The 19,680-nt window shown below is 70.9% G+C and carries 19 protein-coding genes, 1 tRNA gene and 1 pseudogene; 9 read left to right on the top strand and 12 right to left on the bottom strand.

Annotated elements, in window-relative coordinates; genetic code table 11:
- Positions 1 to 11 precede the first annotated feature (11 nt).
- Positions 12 to 440 (bottom strand): hypothetical protein, encoded by a 429-nt coding sequence (locus tag E1262_RS09135; protein WP_132102826.1) that lies wholly within the window; start codon positions 438 to 440, stop codon positions 12 to 14.
- A gap of 188 nt (positions 441 to 628) precedes the next feature.
- Here E1262_RS09135 and E1262_RS30235 point away from each other — a divergent pair, with 188 nt between their 5' ends.
- Complete coding sequence (locus tag E1262_RS30235; protein ID WP_162605833.1) at positions 629 to 793, top strand: hypothetical protein; 165 nt, start codon at positions 629 to 631, stop codon at positions 791 to 793.
- Here E1262_RS30235 and E1262_RS09130 read toward each other — a convergent pair.
- Positions 790 to 1,443, bottom strand: a complete 654-nt coding sequence (locus E1262_RS09130; RefSeq protein WP_132102825.1) for a response regulator transcription factor — start codon at positions 1,441 to 1,443, stop codon at positions 790 to 792. The two genes, E1262_RS30235 and E1262_RS09130, sit on opposite strands and share 4 nt — an antisense overlap.
- Before the next feature lie 260 nt (positions 1,444 to 1,703).
- Between E1262_RS09130 and E1262_RS09125 the strand changes: the two genes are divergently transcribed.
- Together E1262_RS09125 and E1262_RS09120 are read left to right on the top strand one after the other, a co-directional pair.
- A complete protein-coding gene (locus E1262_RS09125; protein WP_132102824.1) occupies positions 1,704 to 3,158 on the top strand; it encodes a DJ-1/PfpI family protein in 1,455 nt (484 codons plus the stop codon).
- Between the two features lie 42 nt (positions 3,159 to 3,200).
- Positions 3,201 to 4,268: a flavin-containing monooxygenase gene (locus tag E1262_RS09120; protein WP_132102823.1), complete on the top strand. Its 1,068-nt coding sequence runs from the start codon at positions 3,201 to 3,203 to the stop codon at positions 4,266 to 4,268.
- Positions 4,269 to 4,447: 179 nt separating this feature from the next.
- On the opposite strand, the gene E1262_RS09115 is transcribed toward E1262_RS09120, so the two are convergent.
- Positions 4,448 to 6,088 carry a helix-turn-helix transcriptional regulator gene (locus tag E1262_RS09115; RefSeq protein ID WP_132102822.1) on the bottom strand — a complete coding sequence of 547 codons (1,641 nt, stop codon included), beginning with the start codon at positions 6,086 to 6,088 and terminating at the stop codon, positions 4,448 to 4,450.
- A gap of 167 nt (positions 6,089 to 6,255) precedes the next feature.
- Between E1262_RS09115 and E1262_RS09110 the strand changes: the two genes are divergently transcribed.
- The 3 genes from E1262_RS09110 (at position 6,256) to E1262_RS09100 (ending at position 9,983) form a co-directional block, all read left to right on the top strand.
- Positions 6,256 to 7,089 (top strand): alpha/beta fold hydrolase, encoded by an 834-nt coding sequence (locus tag E1262_RS09110; protein WP_132102821.1) that lies wholly within the window; start codon positions 6,256 to 6,258, stop codon positions 7,087 to 7,089.
- A gap of 82 nt (positions 7,090 to 7,171) precedes the next feature.
- Positions 7,172 to 8,998 (top strand): LuxR family transcriptional regulator, encoded by a 1,827-nt coding sequence (locus E1262_RS31290; RefSeq protein WP_132102820.1) that lies wholly within the window; start codon positions 7,172 to 7,174, stop codon positions 8,996 to 8,998.
- Between the two features lie 49 nt (positions 8,999 to 9,047).
- Positions 9,048 to 9,983, top strand: coding sequence for a class I SAM-dependent methyltransferase (locus tag E1262_RS09100; protein WP_162605832.1), 936 nt, complete (start codon positions 9,048 to 9,050; stop codon positions 9,981 to 9,983).
- Between the two features lie 276 nt (positions 9,984 to 10,259).
- Here the strand turns inward: E1262_RS09100 and E1262_RS09095 are convergent, their stop codons facing one another.
- The 3 genes from E1262_RS09095 to E1262_RS09085 all read right to left on the bottom strand — a co-directional run bounded on the left by E1262_RS09095 (position 10,260) and on the right by E1262_RS09085 (position 11,860).
- Positions 10,260 to 10,538 (bottom strand): hypothetical protein, encoded by a 279-nt coding sequence (locus E1262_RS09095; RefSeq protein WP_132102818.1) that lies wholly within the window; start codon positions 10,536 to 10,538, stop codon positions 10,260 to 10,262.
- Between the two features lie 241 nt (positions 10,539 to 10,779).
- Positions 10,780 to 10,853 (bottom strand) — tRNA-Pro (locus E1262_RS09090).
- Between the two features lie 83 nt (positions 10,854 to 10,936).
- Entirely contained in the window at positions 10,937 to 11,860 is a 924-nt protein-coding gene (locus E1262_RS09085; protein ID WP_132102817.1) for a metallophosphoesterase, read from the bottom strand.
- A 46-nt stretch (positions 11,861 to 11,906) separates the two neighbouring features.
- Between E1262_RS09085 and E1262_RS09080 the strand changes: the two genes are divergently transcribed.
- The 3 genes from E1262_RS09080 to E1262_RS09070 all read left to right on the top strand — a co-directional run bounded on the left by E1262_RS09080 (position 11,907) and on the right by E1262_RS09070 (position 14,591).
- Positions 11,907 to 13,436, top strand: a complete 1,530-nt coding sequence (locus E1262_RS09080) for an MFS transporter (protein WP_162605831.1) — start codon at positions 11,907 to 11,909, stop codon at positions 13,434 to 13,436.
- 73 nt (positions 13,437 to 13,509) lie between these two features.
- The gene (locus tag E1262_RS09075) at positions 13,510 to 13,962 is read left to right on the top strand and encodes a GatB/YqeY domain-containing protein (RefSeq protein ID WP_132102815.1); all 453 of its coding nucleotides are present in this window, start codon (positions 13,510 to 13,512) and stop codon (positions 13,960 to 13,962) included.
- A 2-nt stretch (positions 13,963 to 13,964) separates the two neighbouring features.
- Positions 13,965 to 14,591: a CG0192-related protein gene (locus E1262_RS09070; RefSeq protein ID WP_132102814.1), complete on the top strand. Its 627-nt coding sequence runs from the start codon at positions 13,965 to 13,967 to the stop codon at positions 14,589 to 14,591.
- A gap of 22 nt (positions 14,592 to 14,613) precedes the next feature.
- Here E1262_RS09070 and E1262_RS09065 read toward each other — a convergent pair whose 3' ends face one another.
- From E1262_RS09065 to E1262_RS31680, 6 genes and pseudogenes are all read right to left on the bottom strand, one after another.
- Positions 14,614 to 15,678 carry an aspartate-semialdehyde dehydrogenase gene (locus tag E1262_RS09065; RefSeq protein WP_132102813.1) on the bottom strand — a complete coding sequence of 355 codons (1,065 nt, stop codon included), beginning with the start codon at positions 15,676 to 15,678 and terminating at the stop codon, positions 14,614 to 14,616.
- The gene (locus E1262_RS09060) at positions 15,675 to 16,949 is read right to left on the bottom strand and encodes an aspartate kinase (RefSeq protein ID WP_132102812.1); all 1,275 of its coding nucleotides are present in this window, start codon (positions 16,947 to 16,949) and stop codon (positions 15,675 to 15,677) included. The genes E1262_RS09065 and E1262_RS09060 overlap by 4 nt, the downstream gene beginning before the upstream one ends.
- Before the next feature lie 103 nt (positions 16,950 to 17,052).
- Positions 17,053 to 17,655 (bottom strand): DUF5063 domain-containing protein, encoded by a 603-nt coding sequence (locus E1262_RS09055; protein ID WP_132102811.1) that lies wholly within the window; start codon positions 17,653 to 17,655, stop codon positions 17,053 to 17,055.
- Positions 17,648 to 18,247: a recombination mediator RecR gene (gene recR / locus E1262_RS09050; protein ID WP_132102810.1), complete on the bottom strand. Its 600-nt coding sequence runs from the start codon at positions 18,245 to 18,247 to the stop codon at positions 17,648 to 17,650. The genes E1262_RS09055 and recR overlap by 8 nt, the downstream gene beginning before the upstream one ends.
- A gap of 15 nt (positions 18,248 to 18,262) precedes the next feature.
- Positions 18,263 to 18,700, bottom strand: a complete 438-nt coding sequence (locus E1262_RS09045; RefSeq protein WP_132102809.1) for a YbaB/EbfC family nucleoid-associated protein — start codon at positions 18,698 to 18,700, stop codon at positions 18,263 to 18,265.
- Between the two features lie 131 nt (positions 18,701 to 18,831).
- Positions 18,832 to 19,680, bottom strand: a pseudogene (locus E1262_RS31680) (hypothetical protein); the annotation flags it as partial.

Here is a 19,680-nt window from a genome sequence, read left to right as displayed (position 1 = left end):
CGGCATTGCTGCTAACGGGAATCCCGGCCCGCGCCGAAGGTTTTCGGCGCGGACAGGAACTCCTGCATAGCCACGGCGGCGTCGCGCAGCCGCTGCGAGAGCTGCAGCGCCTGCTCGACATCCAGTTCGTACTCCGCCGCGTCGCCGCCGTCCCCGGCCAGCCGAACCCGCAGCAGACCGGTGTGGTGTTCGCCGTGCACGGTCGCCGACAGGCGTGGGTCGGCCTCGGGGACGGCGGCGGGCGGGCCGGCGTGGAGGGGATCGCCGGCCTGGGAGAAGCCGGCGCGGGGGGTGCCGGCTGAGGAGTCGTGGTGCCAGGGGGCAGCGTTGGGGGGGTCCGGCTTCCAGCCCGGCACCACGACGTCATGGGGATGGTCCGGACGGACGGGGGTCCCGGCAGTGGCCGTCGGGCCATGGACGACGTGGACCATGCGGCTCATTGCGGACCTCCTCGCACACTCGAACGGACGCTTCCCTCGAGCTTCCCTCCGGCCGCCCGGGCGGCGCATCGGGGACAGCAGGAGTTCCGGAATTCCAGCTAGCCGGTAGAAGAATCACCCGCTGGCCCTGACGACACGGCCGCCGGCCGCGGCGATGCTGGGAGCACGGGGGTGGAAGGAGCCGAACCATGCTGGCCCACCAGGAAGATCTGTCGACCCGCGACCTCGTGGCGATGCTCAACGTGCCGCTCGAGGCCATCCCGTCCGTCGTCCAGGAGACCGGGCGGCTGCTGGCGGCACGGCTGACCGCGCCGTCCGCCGAGGACGCACCTGGCGGCCGGCCTTCTGACTAGCGTTGCTCGAGAAACGTGAGCACCGCCAGCACCCGCCGGTGATCCTCGTCGGTCTCCGGCAGGTCGAGCTTGGTGAGGATGCTGCGCACGTGCTTCTCGATCGTGCCCTCGGTGACCCACAGCCGCCGTGCGACGCCGGCGTTGGACCGTCCCTCGGCGACCAGCGCCAGCACCTCCCGCTCGCGCTCCGTCAGCACCGCCAGCGGATCGTGTCGGCGTTGGGCGCCGACCAGCTCCTGCACCAACGCCGGGTCGACGACAGTCGCGCCGCGGGCCACCCGCTCCACCGTGTCGACGAACTCCGCCACGTCCGTGACCCGGCTCTTCAGCAGGTAGCCGATGCCCTCGCCGCTGGCCAGCAGCTGCATGGCGTGCTCGACCTCGACGTGCGCCGACAGCACCAGGATCGCCGTCGCCGGATGATCCCGCCGGATCGCGTGCGCCGCCTCCAGCCCCTCGGTCGAGTGCCCCGGCGGCATCCTGATGTCGACGATCACGAGGTCCGGCTCGCTGCGCGCGACGAGGTCGAGGAGTTCGGGCGCGTCCCCCGCCTGCCCGACGACGTCGAACCCTGAGCGGTCGAGCAGGCTCGCCAGCCCCTCCCGCAGGAGGACGTCGTCGTCGGCGATGACGACCCGTGTCACGCTCATCCGGTCACCTCGGCCCCCCGGACCCGCGCGCGGGCCCTTGGAACCAGTCTGACAGCGAACCGGCCGTTCGGGGCGTCCCACTCATTCCGGGGTGCGCGGCGGGCACTGTGCAATCTGCACGTCGGGTACCTGCGGAACCCCCAGCAAGGTGATGGCTGTGCGCACTGGTTGCGTCTTTCGAGGTCAGACGAGACTGAGCAACGCGTAGCACCACCCGAGCCGAGACCCCGTCCGGTCCGGCCGAACTTGCGGAGGTCAGCATGCACAGCGCCGCGCAGCTCGTCCCCGACCAGCGAACCACAGGTCACGAACGGCCCGCCGGCAGAGAGCGTCGTCGCTGGTGGCGGCGCGTGCTGTCGGTGCTCGGCCGCGGCCTGGTCGTCCTGCTCGCCTTCCTGGCGATTCCGTCCGCAGCGTTCGTCGCCGACTCCAGGGCCTACGAGCAGAGCCGGTACGCGCAGCCGGAGCCCACCGCGGGCAGCGCTTTAACCGCTGCCACGCCGCCGGCGCACGATCCCAGCAAGCCCACCGCTGTCGTCGTTGTCGGCAACAGCGGTGCCAATGTCGCCGACACACTGGTCCCGTACGACATCCTGGCCGAGACCGGAGCGTTCAACCTCTACACGGTCGCTCCCGAACGCCGCCCGCTGCCCCTGCTCGGCGGGCTGGACCTGGTGCCCGACCTCAGCTTCGCGCAGCTGGAGCAGCGGCTGGCTGGGTCGGCGCCTGACGTCACCGTGGTACCGGACATGCCCCAGTCCGACGATTCCGACGCCGCGGTGACGGCGTGGCTGCGAGACACCGCCAGCGACGGGCTGCTGCTCGGCGTGTGCACCGGTGCACGGCTGCTCGCCGAGGCTGGACTGCTCGACGGCCGGGAGGCGACCTCGCACTGGTACCGGCTCCGCACCCTGCAGAACGACAACCCCGGCGTGATCTGGCGGCGCGGGCTGCGATACGTCGACGACGGTGATGTGATCACCACCGGTGGCCTGCTCTCTTCGGTAGACGGGACGCTGCGTGTCATCGAGCGGCTGTTGGGCACCGACACCGCGGTGGCGGCTGCCGAAACCGCGGGCTGGCGGTACTACTCACCGGGGAAGGCCGCGACGCTGCCGCGTTCACAGCTGGCTCCCGACGACGCCGTCACGCACCTGCTCAACCTCGGCTTCCGGGCCGACAACACCACCATCGGGGTGGTGCTCACCGATGGAGTCGGGGAGCTCGAGCTCGCCGCGGCGTTCGCCCCCTACGCCGAAGTCAAGGCCGCCCGGACCGTCGCGATCGCAACCGACGACGACCCCATCCGCTCCCGCCACGGCCTGACGTTCCTTCCCCGAGCCGACCTGGACGCGACAGTCCGCGTCGATCACCTCCTGGTCCCCGGCACCGAGACTGCTGCCAACCCGGACGATGACATCGTCGCCGCCGCTCGCCGCGCCGACGTGCCCGTGGCCTATCTGCACGCCCAACCGGGCTTCGCGTTCGACCCGGCCCTGCGGGAGATGGCACGCATCACGGACATCCGCACGGCACTGTGGACCGCCAAGATCTTGGAATACCCAACCGCAGAGCTGGGCCTGACCGGTCGCAGCTGGCCATGGACGCTGGCCATGCGCCCTCTCCTCCTCGGCCTGGCCGGACTGGCCCTCGCCCTAGGCGTCAACCTCGTCATCAGGCGGCGACACAGGCAGGCAACGACAACGCGGTGGTAACCGGCGCCCAGCTGCGAGACTCCACGGAACGGAGATGCGAAGATGAGTGAGCACGAGGTCGTCGTGGTCGGAGGCGGTCAGGCCGGATTGGCCGTTGGCTACCACCTACGCCGAGCAGGTGTCGACTTCACGATCGTCGAAGCGGGCGCGCGACTCGGTCACGTGTGGCGGGAGCGGTGGGACTCGCTGCGGTTGTTCACACCCGCGCAGTACGCGGGCCTGCCAGGAATGCCGTTCCCGGCTCCCCCCGACACCTATCCCGGCAAGGACGACGTGGGCGAGTATCTGGTCGCCTACGCCGAGCGGTTCGCACTTCCTGTCCGCCTCGGCGCCCGCGTCACCGGGCTCGTCCGCACCGACGGCGGCTTCGACCTGACCCTGCAGCGCGGACAACAGCGCGGACAGCACCTCGTCGCGCGTCAGGTCGTGGTCGCCACGGGTCCGTTCTCGGTTCCGTACGTCCCGAGGGTGGCGGCGGGTCTGGCGCCCGACGTCACGCAGATGCACACCTCCGATTACCGCAGTCCCGACCAGATCGCGCCGGGTCGGGTCGTGGTCGTCGGCGGTGGCAACTCCGGCTTCCAGATCGCTGCCGAACTCGTCAACTCCGGGCGCAAGGTGGAGTTGTCCGAGCGCCGCCGCAACCGCAGCGTTCCGCAGCGGCCGCTCGGACGTGATCTGTTCTGGTGGCTCGATCGGCTCGGCCTGGTCCGCGCAACCGCGGACTCGCGCATCGGCACGAGACTGAAAGCCAGGAACGTCCCAGTCATCGGCTCCTCCCGGAGGGACCTGCGGCGGCACGGGGTCACCTTCCGGCCTCAGACCACCAGCGCCGCCGGCTCGACGGTGAGCTTCGCGGACGGCTCGAAGAGCAAGGCCGACACAGTGGTCTGGGCGACCGGCTACCGCGTCGACGACACCTGGGTCAGAGTTCCCGAAGCCCTCGACGATCAAGGACAGCTGATACAGCGCAGGGGAATCACGCGCGTCCCCGGCCTGTACACGATCGGCCGGACCTGGCAGCACACACAGGGATCGGCCCTGCTCGGCTTCGTGCAGTATGACGCTGCCTGGTTGGTCGAGCACCTCACCAACAGCTCCGGCAACTGATACTGCCAACGGCACGTGGCCCGAGGTGCGCCCAGACTTGCCCCGTTTTCCTGATCGCTGCGCGTTCTTGGCCGCAGACGCGTGGTCGAGGCAAGAGAACGGGGCAGCAGACGGCGAACGTCACGGGTCAGCGTCGCCTGCGGGAATGCTGCACGCCGCCACGAACGCGAGCTCGACCCTCAGAGGGTGCCCATCTCGACGATGCGGTGCTTGATTCCGTACGCGACTGCGGCGGTTCGCGAGTCGACGTTGAGCTTGGTGAAGATGTTGGACACGTGGCGATGGACCGTGCGCTCACTGAGGTGCAACTCGTTGGCGATCGCACGGTTCGCCTTGCCGCGGGCGATGAGGCAGAGGACCTCGATCTCCCGTCGAGTGAGCCCGTGCTTCTCTGAACCAGCGTCCGTGGCCGCGACGATCCGGTCCAGCTGAGCCAGATCCGGACGTGCGCCGAGCCGTTCGAATGTGTCCCGGGCCGCTGCGAACTGGAGGCGCGCACCATCGTGGTCAGCGAGCGCGCGGCAAGCCTGCCCGATCAGGACGTTCAGTTTGGCCACCTCGTGCGGCACATCCTGGTACTGCCAGATGCCGACGGCCCGCCGAAGGAGTGGCAACGCACCTGCCGGGTCGCCCTCGGAGAAGGCCAGCGCGCCCCTGACGGCCGACCTCTCGGCCTCGATAACAGGCGTCCTCAGCTCCTGCGTGATCTCCTCGAACTCGGTCACGAAATCCCGGGCCGCCTCGATCTTCCCCTCCTCGAGGTGGATGGCGACCGCGGCCTTCAACAGGTCGAGGCGGTCGGGCTTCGCGGTCGCCTCGGTCAGCGCGCGCCGGACGCCGGCCGACGCGGCGTCGGCGTCACCTTCGGCGAGTCTGAGGAGGGCGAGTCCCGGCTGTGTAGGGCAGCCATGTTCCGCGGCGCGGCGGTAGGCGTCTTCGGCGGCATCCCACTCGCCACGCTGCCGGCGTACCTCCCCGAGCTGGTAGTACGCGTGGCCGCAGACCCAGCCGGTGTAACCGTCGAGGTCGGCACAGACCGCGGCGATCTCGTCGAGGGCGTCCGGCCAGGCACCGTTGAGGAGCATCAACCGTGAGCGGTAGATGCGGCAGTTCCCGAGGTATGCGCCTACCAGATTGTTCAGCGAATCGAGCCACCTGGCCATCGACCGGTTCCACGCCCGGGCGCGAGCGAAGTCGCGCGCCAGACAGCACCCGCGGACGGCGGCGCAGTAGATCCATGGGGTGACGCGTGGCGACAGGCCATGGTCGAGGAGAATGGCCATCGCCTCCTCCAGGCGATCCAGCCCGTCCTGGAGCCGCCCGTCGTCGATCAGGGTCTGACCCCACATGCTCAAAGCCCATGGGACCACCTCGCCCTCACCATCGTCGACGATCGCCCTCAGCAGCTCGTCGGCGCGAGAGTAGTCGCCCGTCGTTGCGTGGAACATCGCTTCGGGGATCTTGAGCCACAGGCTTGTGGCCATGTCGGGGCCCAGGGTGCGGCGCGCCTGCCTGAGCCAACCGTTTGCGTGGACGAGCTCATTGTTGTTCAACAGGACCCACCACAGCCAGAACGCGACCTGCGCCGCGTCATCGAGCTCGTGGGCCCTGACCTGGAGGTCGAAGACTCGCTGGAGCAGGGCGACCGCCTCGTCACCCCGGGCAGAGACCTGGGCCGCCTCGGCGAACGCCTCCAGATCCTCGACGGCGAGCGGCTCCTCGGCGTCTGCCGCGGCGTACTCCGCGCACGCCTCCGCCCACCGGGAGGCACGGTGAAGGTCCCGTGCGCGGGCCAGGTGTGCCGTGGCGGCGGCCTCCATGCCACCAGCATGGCCCGCCGGATCGCGGATGGGTAGTTGTACCCAGGCCCTCGGACTCAGGGTGGCAGCCAATGCCGATCCGTCCCGCTGCTCGGCCGGCCAGTCTCAAATCAGAAGCTCGCAAGGCGGGCACCACAGGAACGAGACCTACGACCTAAGGGGTTCCGATGAAGACAACAAACGTGAACGGCATCGAGTTGGCCTACAACGTCCAGGGTGAGGGGGAACCGGTGCTGTTCATCCATGGCGCCATCTGGGCCGACTTCCTTCGTCCGTTGGCCGAACAGCCGGCGTTCAGCGGGTTCCAGAGGATCCGCTACCACAGGCGCGGATACGGCGAGAGCGGCGGACCGGCCGGTGGCTTCGGCATGCAGGCGGCCGACATCGTCGCCCTGTTGGACCACCTCGAGGTGGACCGGGCACACCTTGTCGGCCATTCCGAGGGTGCGATGATCGCTCTCGTACTCGCAGCCTCCCACCCCGACCGAGTACGGTCTCTGGCGCTGCTCGAGCCGCTGCCGTCGAGCAGTTGGCTGGCTGCCAGCGACTTCGCGGACCTGCTGAGAATTCTGGAACCGGCATTCGCGGCGATGGTGGGTCATTACCAGGCGGGTGACATCGCAGGCGCCTACGATGCGCTCTTCGAGCCAACTGGTCTGGATTGGCGCGCGGCGGCGGAAGCCGCGGGGCCCGGCGTCGTCAACCAGGGCATCAAGGACGCGGCAACATTCGTCGAGGGCGAAGCTTCCGCATTGGTCCAGTGGAACTACGGGGTCGAGCAGGCGGCAACGATCGACAACCCAGTGCTCTCGTGGGGTTCCGCTTCGGAGAACCCGGTCAACCCCGCGACGCGAGCCTTCCTCCACGAGCTGTTCCCGCAGCGTGAGGAGGTAATCCTCGAGGCTGGAGATCACTTCTCGGTCACCACGGACCCAGCGGCCGTAGCCGAGCCGATCGCAGAATTCGTCTCACACCACACCGCGGCCCCGGCGCTCACGTGAGGTTGCGTCAATAGTGGTCGGGCGCCTGGACCCAGGGTCATCGTGGCCACCCGCCCCGATCGGCGTACGTCGTCAGGCCTGGGTGGCGGGCGGTGTGGTCTGCCGACGCATCGGTGATCGCGATCGCCGAACGCATGGCATCAAGGAGGTTGCGATGCACGACGCCGGCCGGCACTCCAGCCTCGTGCGTCCGAGCCAAGTGGACGCGTTCACGCCGGGGCAGGTGGGGCCGAAATCTGCCACAGTGGGACCAGGATCGAGAGGCTCTGGTGTGACACGCCCGACCGGCTCCGCGGGGTCGCGGAACCACAGCCCGGTGGCTGCCCGCGGGCAGTGGGTGGCCGAGTACGTGCGCCTCAGCGACCGCGACGTCGATGACCTGACCGCTGGGGAGCTCGAAGCACTCGCGGACTCAGCCTGGCTGCTGTGCCACGTCGACGAGGCGATGACCGCGCGGCGCCAGTCCTTCGCGGCGTACGCCGACGCTGGCGACCACCGCGCCGCAGCTCGGCAGGCGTGGCGGCTGTTCTGGGAGAACCTGTTTGCAGGCGACCAGGCGGTGGCACTGGGTTGGCTACGTCGGGCGCGACGCCACCTGGCGAGCCTGACCGAGGTCCCGGAGCATGGGCTGGTGGCGCTGGCCGACGCCGAGTTGGCTCTCAACCGGGGCCAGCTGGACGAGGCTCGGCGCCGGGCTGCGGACGCTGTCGCACTCGGGGAACAGACAAGCAGTCCCGCAGTGATCGCACTCGGACTGGTCTTGCAGGGTCGGATCCAGCACGCGCTCGGTCAACTCGACGAGGGGTCCTCGGCCCTCGACGAGGCTATGACGTTCGTGCTCACCGGCCAGCTCACGGACTACTTCTGCGGGGCCGTGTACTGCGCCGTCATCGCCGAGTGCCGAGCGGTTGCGGACCTGCCACGCGCGTCCGAGTGGACGGAGGCAGCGCGCGCCTGGTGCGACACCCTTCCCGCAACCACGCCCTTCCACGGGATCTGTCGCGTCCACCGGGGTGAGGTCCTGGGGCTGCTGGGTCGATGGGTCGAGGCCGAGGCGGAGATCCGGGCCGCAGCCGAGGAGCTGGCGAGCGGGAAGCCCCTGTCAGCGGCGAGTGCGCTCTGCTCCCTTGGAGAGATTCGCCGGTGGCGCGGCGATCTGACCGGCGCCGAGCAGGCGTATCTGCGCGCCCACCAGCTCGGCGGCGACCCGCAGCCAGGAATCTCGCTGGTGTGGTTGGCGCAGGGCCGGGTCGAGGCGGCCCTGGCGGCGCTGCGGACGGGCCTCGTCGACGAAAGCCGCGCGGACGAGGAGCGGGCAGCGTTCCGGTGGGCCCAGCTCGAGGCCGCGCCGGTGACCGGTGACGTGGACCTGGCCCGCGAGTCCGCAGCCGAGCTGACCTCCATCGCCCAGCGCACGCGTCTCCCGGTTCCGCAGGCACGCGCCTCCCACGCTCGGGGAGTGGCCTTCCTCATGGAGGGCAGCTTTCCACGCGCCCTCTCCGAACTGCGCGACGCCCAGTCAAGGTGGGCGTCCCTGAGCCTCCCGTACGAGGAGGCATACGCCCGCACCTGCCTCGGCGTGGCGCGGCGCCACCTGGGTGATGCGGAGGGCGCCGCCCTCGACATCGAGGCCGCGCACTCGTCCCTGGGCCGTCTCGACGCGGATCCGGAGCCGCCGACGTTCCTGGCCCTGTTGGGCGTCCACTTCGACCGTCCTGCGGTGTTGTCGCCCAGGGAGACCGAGGTGCTGCGTCTCATCGCGTCCGGCATGACCGACCGTGAGATCGCGGTCACCCTGTCGATCAGCGAGCACACGGTGGGTCGTCACCTGCAGAACCTCTTCACCAAGCTCGGCGTCTCCACCCGCGCGGCGGCGGCCGCATACGCCGTCCGCTGCGGCCTCGCTTGAGCGACCCCGAATGGTGTGTACACATCAGCCGCCGGGTCGGGCAGGTTTGGTGCGATCGGGCGATGCGCCTCCCCCCTGCGAGGAGTGGACTCGGGTCCAGAGACTCAACCTGATGGAGGTGTCGATGATGACCGAGACGTTCGACGCGGTTGCGTTCAAGCAGAGCCAACGCCGGGACTGGAACGGGGTGGCGCCAGGGTGGCGCCGCTGGTACGACGTAGTGGAGGATGGCGGGCAAGCCGTGACGCGGACGCTCGTGGAGCGGGCCGGCATCGGCCCCGGCGACGCGGTGCTCGACGTGGCAACCGGCTACGGGGAGCCCGCGCTTGCGGCCGCGCGCACGGTCGGCCCGGCCGGCTGGGTCGTGGCCACCGACATCAGCGCCGAGATGCTGGCCTTCGGTCGGGAGCGGGCGGCCGCTCACGGGCTCGCCAACATCGAGTTCGTGGAGGCCGACGCCGAGGGCCTCTCCTTCGACCCAGGGACGTTCGACGCCGTGCTCTCCCGGCAGGGCCTGCAGTTCCTGCCCGACGTCCCCGGTACTCTCCGGCGACTACTGTCCTTTCTCAAGCGGGACGGACGGCTGGCGGCGGCGGTCTGGGGGCCGCCGGCGACGGTGGACTTCGCACGGCCCGTCCCGGTGGTGCTCGCGGAACTGGGGCTGCCGTCACCGCCGCCTGGCCGGCCCGGCATCTTCGCCCTGGCCGACGCCGGCCGGTTGGCCACGCTGCTGGCGGAAGCGGGGTTCCGCGACGTCGAGACCGGCTCCGTCGAGGCTGTCTACGAAACCGCGTCCCCAGAGGCGATGACCGAGTGGACGAAGGACTTGTCCGCCCCCATCGCGAATCTCGTGCGCGGTCAGCCGGACGCTGTGGCCGAGCGGGTATGGCGCAAGGTCACCGAGGCATGGGCCCCGCTGGTCACGCCCGAAGGTCGTGTGCGGACCCGCAACCAGGCGCTCTGGGCGGCGGGCACGTCCAGATAGCCGAAGCCTGCCTGGTCGCGGGACCGCCGGCACAGCCGCCTGGGGAGCGAAGTCGATCCTCCGCTGTCGCTGGGTGAGCTTCTGCCTGGCGGTGCCGGATCGACTGGCGGCTATGGCGGGTCCGTTACCCGACCTACCGCAGCGAATGGCCCACGGTCGGGCTGCAGTGAGTACTGCAGCTCATAGGCTTCCCGGCGCTCGTCCATCGCGTCATACGCTGCAGGAATCGTGCACGCGAGTTCGGGTTCGCGGAACGCGGTCGGCGCCTCGCCGCTGTCAAAGAAGTAGATGGCGTTTCCTTCTTGGAGCGTCGGTGTCGGCAACGATCCCAGCGCGCACGAAGACCGTGCCAATTGCGGTGTTGGCCGCCGCTGAGATTGAGGATGTCGGCGTCATGGGGGCTACGACGAACTGTCGCCGGCGCTGCCGGCCGGGTCCTGTCATCGGCGACACCACCGTGACGACGCGAGTCGAACGACCACACGGCGGCGCCAGATCTCCGTTGATCATGGCGAAGGTCGCCTTTGGCATCGGGCGGGTGGTGACCTTCTCCATGATCAACACCCACTGTCCGCCGCGGCCGTGCCGTCGCGAGTCTCCTGCGCGGATCAGGCCAACGAACCTGAGCGCATGGAAGGGCGGCACCGAGCGGACGACGAATCACCGGATGAACACGCCGAACGAGGCAGCTCCAGGAGCAGTACCGCCGACCTTGTAAGCAAGATCATCCCACGGGATCCCCACAGTCCATGATCGAACCACCGCTAGAGAGTGATCGATATGGCTCTGACCTGTGTCGGGGTGACAGGATTTGAACCTGCGACCTCTTCGTCCCGAACGAAGCGCGCTACCAAGCTGCGCCACACCCCGAAGTGCTGAGCCAGCATATCCGAGCCGGGCGCAGGATCGAAATCCGGTTCAGCACTCGGTCGCCCCCGCCCGCACGACGAGCGTCAGCGCTCACCCGTCAGCGTCAGCAGGGTCGCCTCCGGCGGGCAGGCGAACCGGACCCGCGCGTACGGCGACGTGCCGAGGCCGGCCGAGACGTGCATCCATGCTGCCCCAGCACCGCCGGGTCGCGGATGCCGCGACACACCCTTCGCCCGCGCCGCGTCGAGGTCGCAGTTGGTGACCAGCGCGCCGACCCCGGGGAGGCAGATCTGGCCGCCGTGGGTGTGGCCGGCGAGCAGCAGGCGGTACCCGTCGCGCTGGAAGGCGTCCAGGACCCGCAGGTACGGCGCGTGCGCCACCCCGACGGCCAGATCGGCATCACCGGGAGCCGGTCCGGCGATCTCGTCCAGCCGGTCCCGGCCTAGGTGCGGATCGTCCACGCCGGCGAAGGTCAGCCGCCGCCCGTCGACGGTCAACGCACCGCGGTTGTTCGTGAGGTCCAGCCACCCGGCTGAGCGGAACTCGTCGCGCAGTTCCTTCCACGGCAGGTCGACGGCGTCGGCGTGGTCGCGCGCGTTCTGGTGGCGGATCCGCTCCAGCGGCAGCAGGTAGCGCGCCGGGTTCTTCGGCCGCGGGCCGAAGTAGTCGTTGGAGCCGAAGACGAACACCCCGGGCACACGCAGCAGCGGCCCGAGCGCGTCGAGCACCGTCGGGATCGCCTCGGGGTGCGCGAGGTTGTCACCGGTGTTGACGACGAGGTCGGGCTCCAGCGCCGCGAGCCGGCGCACCCAGGCCGCCCGGCCGCGGTGACCGGGGGTGAGGTGCAGGTCGGACAGGTGCAACACCCGCAGCGGCCGGCTGCCCGGCCCGAGCACCGGGACGTCGAAGCGTCGCAGCCGGTAGGACCGCACCTCGTAACCGGCCGAGTAGACGAGCCCGGCGGCGGCCGACGCCGCCAGACCGAGCGCAACCCGCTTCACGACCATGTCTCCAGACTCCCACAGTCGGACCCCACGGGTACTCTCCTTGCCCATGACCGACGGTGTACGACTCGCCACTCCGCGCGGCCGCGCACTGCTCGCGGCCACGGCGCTCGGTTCCGGCATGGCGTTCCTCGACAGCACCGTGGTCAACGTCGCTCTGCCGACCATCGGGCGTGAGCTGGACGCGAGCCTTGCCGCGCTGCAGTGGACCGTCAACGCCTACACACTCACGCTGGCCGCGCTGATCCTGCTCGGCGGCTCTCTCGGCGATCGTCTGGGCCGGCGGCGCATCTACCTGCTCGGCGTCGTCTGGTTCACGGTGGCGTCGGTGCTGTGCGCGGTGGCGCCGACGGCGGAGGTGCTGATCGCCGCGCGGGCGCTGCAGGGCATCGGCGGCGCGCTGCTGACGCCCGGCGCGCTGGCGATCCTGCAGACCACCATGCATCCCGACGACCGCCCGCGGGCCATCGGCGTGTGGGCCGGCCTGACCGGGGTCGCCGGCGTCATCGGGCCGCTCCTGGGCGGCTGGCTGCTGGAGTTCGACTGGCGCTGGGTCTTCGCCATCAACGTCCCGCTGGCCGCGGTGACCGTTTGGCTGATCGTCGTCACCGCTCCGGAGAGCCGCGACGAGGAGGCCGGCGGCCGGTTCGACGTCGCGGGGGCGGTGCTCGGCGCTGCGGCGCTCGGGGCCAGCACGTACGCGCTGATCAGCTGGCCCGACTCCGGCGCGTCCGTGCTGAACGTCACCATGGCAGTGCTGTCAGTGGCGGCGGCGGTCGCGTTCCTCCACCGGGAGCGGGCGGCCGAGCATCCGATGGTCCCGCTGTCACTGTTCTCCGACCGCACGTTCAGCGGCATCAACCTCATGACGCTCGCCGTGTACGCCGGGCTGTCCGGCGTCATGTTCTTCCTCGTGCTGCAGCTCCAGCTCTCACTCGGCTGGACTCCGCTCGAAGCGGGCATCGCGACCATCCCGACGACGATCCTCATGCTGCTGTTCTCGGGCCGGTCCGCCGATCTCGCCAAGCGGTTCGGCGTCCGCCCGCCGCTGGTCACCGGCTCGCTCATCGGTGCCGTCGGCGTGGTGCTCCTGGCGGCGGTCGGCGACGGCGACAGCTATCTGGTCGACGTCCTGCCGGGCGTGACGCTGCTCGGCATCGGCCTGACGACGCTGGTCCCGACGCTGACGGCGACGGTGATGGCGTCGGCGCCGCAGCACCTCGCCGGCGTCGCGAGCGGCGTCAACAACGGCGTCGCCCGCGCGGCCGGGCTGCTGGCCGTCGCCGCCCTGCCCGCCATCGCAGGGCTGTCCGGCGCGGCGTACGAGGACCCTGAGCTGCTCACCGACGCCTACCGCATCGCGGTGGGCGTCTGCGCGGGGCTGCTCGCCGCCGGCGCCGTCGCGGCGATGACGCTGCGGCCGCGCGTCCTCACCGAGCCGACGGCGACCGCTCCGGCCGCCGCGCAGCCGGAACCGGAACCGGGGCTGGCGCCGGTGTCCGCCCAGGCGATCCGGCCGCCGGCGGCCGTGCCCGCACCGTGCTCGGCGCCGGGGCTGCCACCGGCGCATGGCTGCTGAGGCAGACTAGCCCAAGGCCGACCGCGAGGGTCCCGAGCGGCGGCGAGTACCACAAGGGAAAGGAAATCAGCGCATGGCAGCCCTCAAGGAACGACTCCGCGCCGACCTCACCGCGGCCATGCGCGCCAAGGACGACGTGCGCAAGGCCACCCTTCGCATGGTGCTCACCTCCATCGGGAACGAGGAGGTGGCCGGCTCCGCCGCACGTGAGCTCACCGACGACGAGGTCACCGCCCTGCTGACCCGCGAGGTCAAGCGACGCCGCGAGGCGGCCGAGGCGTTCCGCACCGGCGGCCGCACCGACAGCGCCGCGAACGAGGAGGCCGAGGCCGCCGTCATCGCGGAGTACCTGCCGCAGCCCCTCACCGACGACGAACTGGACGCCATCGTCACAGCCGCCATCGCCGAGGCCGGCGCGGAGTCGCCGCGCGACATGGGCAAGGTCATGAAGCTGGTGCAGCCGCGGGTCCTCGGCCGGGTCGAGGGCAGCAAGGTCGCGGCCGCCGTCAAGGCCAAGCTCGCCTGACCGTGGCCCTCATCCACCGCGCCACACTGCGGCCGACCAAGTTGGAGCTGCTGGCGACCTGGCTGCCGGACCGGCCATGGGCCGCCGGCGCCGGTGCGCTGCAGCAGGCCGGCGCCTACCGGTTCGACGACCCCGCCGGCGAGGTCGGCCTCGAGGCGCACCTCGTCCAGGGCTCCGACGGCACAGTGCTGCATGTGCCGCTGACCTACCGCGGCGCCCCGCTCGCCGGCGCCGAGCACGCGCTCGTCGGCACCACCGAGCACTCGGTCCTCGGCACCCGCTGGGTCTACGACGGTTGCGCCGACCCGGTCTGGGTCGCCGCGCTGGCCCGCGCCGTCCTGACCGGTGCCCCGCAGGCCGAGGAACTGATCGACGTCGACGGCGAGCTCGTTCCGCGCGAGCCGACGGCCGAAGTGACCGGCAGTGGCCGCGAGGACGACCCGTCGCTGCCCGTGGACACTCCGCTGACCCCGCACGACGACGGTCCGACGACGGTCGTGCGGGCAGGCGGTCTGGAGCTGGTCGTCGTCCGCGTCGTCGGCACGGGGCAGGCCGGCGACCACGTCCTGACCGGTAGATGGGCTACGGGCGGACCGGCCACGCTCGCCGCGGTGCGGCCGGCGCCCTGACGACGCCGGGCCGGCGGCGGCGTCAGGCGGCAGTGAGCTCGGCGGCCAGCAGCTCGGCGATCTGCGCGGTGTTGAGCGCCGCGCCCTTGCGGAGGTTGTCGCCGCAGACGAACAGCTCGAGCGAGTACGGATCGTCGAGCGAGCGGCGGATGCGGCCGACCCACGTCGGGTCGGTGCCCACGACGTCGGCCGGGGTCGGGAACTCGCCACGCGCTGGGTCGTCGTACAAGACCACGCCGGGCGCGTCGCGCAGGATCTCCCAGGCCCGCTCGGTGGTGACCTCGTTCTCGAACGTCGCGTGCATGGCCACCGAGTGGGTGGTCACGACCGGCACCCGGACGCAGGTGGCCGACACCTTGAGGTCGGGGAGGTCGAGGATCTTCCGCGACTCGTTGCGGATTTTCAGCTCCTCGGAGCTCCAGCCGTCGTTCTTCAGCGAACCGGCCCACGGGACGACGTTCAGAGCGAGCGGCGCCGGGAACGGGCCGAGGTCAGAGCCGACGACCCGGCGGATGTCGCCCGGGTGAGTGCCCAGCTCGCGGTTGCCGGCGACCTTGTTGAGCTGGTCGTGCAACGTGTCGATGCCGGCCTGACCGGCACCCGACGCAGCCTGGTAGGACGAAGCCGTCAGCGCCGTCAGCCCCAGCTCGGCGTGCAACGCGCCGAGCACGACGACCATCGTCAACGTGGTGCAGTTGGGGTTCGCGATGATGCCGCGCGGCCGGTTGCGGACCGTCCGCGCGTTGACCTCGGGCACCACCAGCGGGACGTCGGGATCCATGCGGAACGCGCCGGAGTTGTCGACCACGACGACGCCGCGCTCGGCGGCGACCGGCGCCCACTCGGCGGACACCTCGTCGGGCACGTCGAACATCGCGACGTCGACGCCGTCGAAGACGTCGGCGGTCAGCTCGTGGACCACGACCTCCTCGCCTCGGACGGTGAGCCGGCGGCCGGCCGAACGCGCCGAGGCGATGAGCCGGATCTCGCCCCAGACGTTCTGGCGGGTCGAGAGGATGTCGCGCATGACGGTGCCGACGGCGCCGGTGGCCCCGACGACGGCGAGGGTGGGACGGTTGTCGCTCATCGCCCGGTACCTCCGTAGACGACCGCCTCGACCTGGGTGGAGTCGAGGTCGAAGGCCCGGTGGATGGCGGTGACCGCGGCGTCGACGTCGTCGGCGCGGACCACCACCGAGATACGGATCTCAGACGTCGAGATCATCTCGATGTTCACGCCGGCGTCGGCCAGCGCGCTGAAGAACTTGGCGCTCACGCCGGGGTGGCTGCGCATGCCGGCGCCGATGAGCGACACCTTGCCGATGCCGTCGTCGTAGCGCAGCGACTCGAAGCCGACGGTGGCCTGGACGGCCGTCAGCGCCTCGACGCCCTTGCGCCCGTCGCTGGCCGGCAGCGTGAACGAGATGTCCGTGCGGTTGGTGTCGACGGCCGAGACGTTCTGCACGATCATGTCGATGTTGACGTCGGCCGCGGCGACCGAGCTGAAGATCGTGGCCGCCTCGCCGACCTTGTCGGGAACGCCCACGACGGTGATCTTCGCTTCGCTGCGGTCGTGCGCGACGCCGGAGATGATCGGCTGCTCCATGTCGGCCTGCTCACTTCCCTCGGAATCGGACACCCACGTACCGGTGAGCGTCGAGAAACTGGATCGCACGTGAATCGGGATGCCATAGCGGCGCGCGTACTCCACGCAGCGCAGGTGCAGGATCTTCGCCCCACATGCGGCCATCTCGAGCATCTCTTCGTACGTGATGTGCGGGATGCGCCGCGCCGTCGGCACGATGCGCGGGTCGGCGGTGAAGACGCCGTCGACGTCGGTGTAGATCTCGCACACATCGGCGTTCAGTGCCGCCGCCAGCGCGACGGCCGTGGTGTCCGAGCCGCCGCGGCCGAGCGTCGTGATGTCCTTGCTGTCCTGGCTGACGCCCTGGAAGCCGGCCACGATGGCGATGCCGCCGCCGTCGAGCGCCTGGCGGATGCGGCCCGGCGTGACGTCGATGATGCGGGCGCGGCCGTGCGCGGAGTCGGTGATGACGCCGGCCTGGCTGCCGGTGAACGACCGGGCCTCGTGGCCGAGGTCGCCGATGGCCATGGCCAGCAGCGCCATCGACATGCGCTCACCGGACGTGAGCAGCATGTCGAGTTCTCGGGCCGGCGGCAGCGGCGAAACCTGCTGGGCGAGATCGAGCAGTTCGTCGGTGGTGTCGCCCATGGCGGAGACGACCACGACGACCTCGTGGCCCTCCTTCTTGGTGGCGACGATGCGCTGCGCCACCCGCTTGATGGCCGCGGCGTCAGCGACGGAGGAACCCCCGTACTTCTGCACAACCAGCCCCACGGCACACTCCTCCCACAGCCATCAGTGCCTCTGGCAGTCTAGGCGACCTGCTGGCTGTGCCCCGAGACGTCCGGATCGCGGGACAGGTTGTTCAGATTTCGGCCTAGAGTTCGGCTTCGACGGGGAGCAGCGCCTCCTGCGCGACCTCGATCCGTTCGTCGTGGTGGTCGAGACGGGTGTGGGCGATCAGCGAGTGCAGCGCACGCAGCGCGGAGCCCGCCGTCGAACCCCACGAGGACAGGTAGGAGAACTGCCACCACCACAGCGCCTCGATGACCCGGCCGTCCTTGTAGTGCGACAGCCCGTGCAGCAGGTCCTGGGCGATGCTGGCGAGGTCGTCGGAAAGCCGGAACCCGGTGGCGCCGCGCTCCGGGTCGACGGGGTCGACGACCTCGACGTAGCCGTCGACCGGCTCGAGCAGCGCGGCGATGCGCAGCCGCAATTCGTCGACGTCGGCGTCCGGGCCGGCGTCGGGCTCGAACCGCTCGTCGGGCACGACGTCGCTGATGGCGCCGAGACGGCCGCCGGCCAGGCACAGCTGGCTGACCTCGAGGAGCAGCAGCGACAGCGTGCTGCCCGGGTCGGCGCCACGGGCGATCTCGCGGACGGCCAGCAGGAAGCTCTCGATCTGGTCGGCGATCTCCGCGGCGAAGTCGCCGTACTCGGCGGCAGGGTCGTCGGCAGGTCGTGCAACAGCGCTAGACATCCAGCAGTCTCCGTCCCTCGAATGCGCGGCCCAAAGTGACCTCGTCGGCGTACTCGAGATCACCGCCCACTGGCAGTCCACTGGCCAGGCGCGTCACGCGCAACCCCATCGGCTTGATCAACCGGGCCAAGTACGTCGCCGTCGCCTCACCTTCGAGGTTCGGGTCGGTGGCCAGGATGATCTCCTGCACGGTGTCGTCGGCCAGTCTGGTCATCAGTTCCCGTACCCGCAGATCGTCGGGACCCACACCCTCGATGGGGCTGATCGCGCCGCCGAGCACGTGATAGCGGCCGCGGAACTCGCGGGTCCGCTCGATGGCGACGACGTCCTTCGGCTCCTCGACGACGCAGAGGACCGACGGGTCGCGGCGCGGGTCGAGGCAGATGCGGCACTGCTCCTGCTGCGCGACGTTGCCGCACACCGTGCAGAACCGGACCTTCTCCTTGACCTCGGTGAGCGCGGCGACCAGCCGGCGGACGTCGTCGGCGTCGGCGGCGAGCAGGTGGAACGCGATGCGCTGGGCACTCTTGGGCCCGACACCGGGTAACCGCCCCAGCTCGTCGATCAGATCCTGGACGACGCCTTCGTACATGGTGCTCGCCTCGGCTCAGCTGCCCTGGCCGGACGGGCGGTCGTCGCTGCGGTCGTCGCCCTCGATCTCGCCACGGATGGTGTCCTGGGAGCCGGGCGCGCCGCCGGGGGCGCCGCCGAACAGGCCGGCCAGCGGGTTGCCCGCGCCGCCGGCGCCGCCGAGCAGGCCCGCGACGTCGGCGTTGATGGAGCCCAGCTGCTCGTTGGCCTGGCGCTGGATCTCGGCGTGCGCGTCGCGGACCGCGGCGATGATGAGGTCGGCCAGCGTCTCGACATCCTCCGGGTCGACGACGGACGGGTCGAGCTGCAGGTCGGTGAGCTCGCCGGCCCCGGTGACGGTGGCCCGGACCAGCCCGCCGCCCGCACTGCCGGTGGCCTCGGCCTCGGTGAGGTCCTGCTGGGCGGAGAGGAGCTGCTCCTGCATGCGCTGGGCCTGTTGCAGCAGCTGGCTCATGTCGAAGCCTTCGGAACCAGGCGGGAACACGGCTGCCTCCTCACCCACGCGGGGTCTTGTCTAGGCACATGGTCACAGCGAGCCTACGTCACCGACCCGGCCCGATCTGACCAGGTGCGTTGACGAAGTGATCACTCGTGCTCGATCTCCGCGATGACGGTGGCGCCGAGGGTCCGCTCGAGCAGCTCGCGCTCGGACACGCCGTCGTCGGCCAGATCGGCGTCGTCGTCGGGATCGGCGTCGTCATCGGTGGCCCTGTGCGCCTGCGCGGCGGCGGCTCCGGCGGCCGCGGCTGCGCTTTGCTCCTGGACCCGGCGGGCGGCCTCCTTGGCCGCGGCGGCCCGGCCGGAGGATGGTGCGCCGGGGCCGGCAGGCGGTTCGGCGCGTGCAGGCTCGGCGGGTGCGGGATCGGCCGGCGCGCTGGTCGCCTCGGATGGCGCCGGTGCCGCCGCGGGCGGCGCGGGCCGGGCCGGCGCCGAGGGTGCGGCCCCGCCGCGGTTCTGCGCCGACGGGTCGGCGGACGGGTCGACGATGGCCTCGATGCGCAGGTCGAGCAGCAAGACGTCCTTGATGGCCTGCTGCAGGCACTCCTGGAAGTCCGGGCGCCGGGCGAACGTGTCGCGCAGCGTCGGCTGCCGGAAGGCGAGCGTCAGCACGCCCTCGGAGACGTCGGAGACGACGGACTCCTGCGAGATCAGGCTCCATGGGGTGCGCTTGATCTCCTTGAGGCGGACGAGCACCTCGGGCCACATGCGGCGGAGATCGGCGACCCCGCCTGACGCTCCGGCCGCGGGGATCGGCTGCGGCGTCGTGGCCGGCGGGCCGGCGGGCTGCGCCGGTCCGGCAGCCGGGCCCGTCTGTGCGGGCGGGGGCGCCGCCTCGCGGACCGGGGGCGCCGACGGGGTCGGCGGCGCTTCCGGCTCGGGCTCGGGTACGGGCGCCGGCAGCTCGTCGGCCGGTGGCTCCACAACGGCGGGAGG

The organism is Jiangella aurantiaca (assembly GCF_004349105.1).
Taxonomy (GTDB): Bacteria; Actinomycetota; Actinomycetes; order Jiangellales; family Jiangellaceae; genus Jiangella; species Jiangella aurantiaca.
This window is presented reverse-complemented; position numbering and strand designations above follow the sequence as displayed.

Bases quoted from the DNA above. Each gene is read 5' to 3' on its own strand.
- recR (WP_132102810.1), bottom strand. From the start codon at position 18,247: ATGTACGAAGGCGTCGTCCAGGATCTGATCGACGAGCTGGGGCGGTTA.
- E1262_RS09075 (WP_132102815.1), top strand. From the start codon at position 13,510: ATGGCAGCCCTCAAGGAACGACTCCGCGCCGACCTCACCGCGGCCATG.
- E1262_RS30235 (WP_162605833.1), top strand. From the start codon at position 629: ATGCTGGCCCACCAGGAAGATCTGTCGACCCGCGACCTCGTGGCGATG.
- E1262_RS09120 (WP_132102823.1), top strand. From the start codon at position 3,201: ATGAGTGAGCACGAGGTCGTCGTGGTCGGAGGCGGTCAGGCCGGATTG.
- E1262_RS09095 (WP_132102818.1), bottom strand. From the start codon at position 10,538: ATGGAGAAGGTCACCACCCGCCCGATGCCAAAGGCGACCTTCGCCATG.
- E1262_RS09135 (WP_132102826.1), bottom strand. From the start codon at position 440: ATGAGCCGCATGGTCCACGTCGTCCATGGCCCGACGGCCACTGCCGGG.
- E1262_RS09065 (WP_132102813.1), bottom strand. From the start codon at position 15,678: ATGAGCGACAACCGTCCCACCCTCGCCGTCGTCGGGGCCACCGGCGCC.
- E1262_RS09055 (WP_132102811.1), bottom strand. From the start codon at position 17,655: ATGTCTAGCGCTGTTGCACGACCTGCCGACGACCCTGCCGCCGAGTAC.
- E1262_RS09045 (WP_132102809.1), bottom strand. From the start codon at position 18,700: ATGAGCCAGCTGCTGCAACAGGCCCAGCGCATGCAGGAGCAGCTCCTC.
- E1262_RS09115 (WP_132102822.1), bottom strand. From the start codon at position 6,088: ATGGAGGCCGCCGCCACGGCACACCTGGCCCGCGCACGGGACCTTCAC.
- E1262_RS09110 (WP_132102821.1), top strand. From the start codon at position 6,256: ATGAAGACAACAAACGTGAACGGCATCGAGTTGGCCTACAACGTCCAG.
- E1262_RS09080 (WP_162605831.1), top strand. From the start codon at position 11,907: ATGACCGACGGTGTACGACTCGCCACTCCGCGCGGCCGCGCACTGCTC.
- E1262_RS09125 (WP_132102824.1), top strand. From the start codon at position 1,704: ATGCACAGCGCCGCGCAGCTCGTCCCCGACCAGCGAACCACAGGTCAC.
- E1262_RS09130 (WP_132102825.1), bottom strand. From the start codon at position 1,443: ATGAGCGTGACACGGGTCGTCATCGCCGACGACGACGTCCTCCTGCGG.
- E1262_RS09085 (WP_132102817.1), bottom strand. From the start codon at position 11,860: ATGGTCGTGAAGCGGGTTGCGCTCGGTCTGGCGGCGTCGGCCGCCGCC.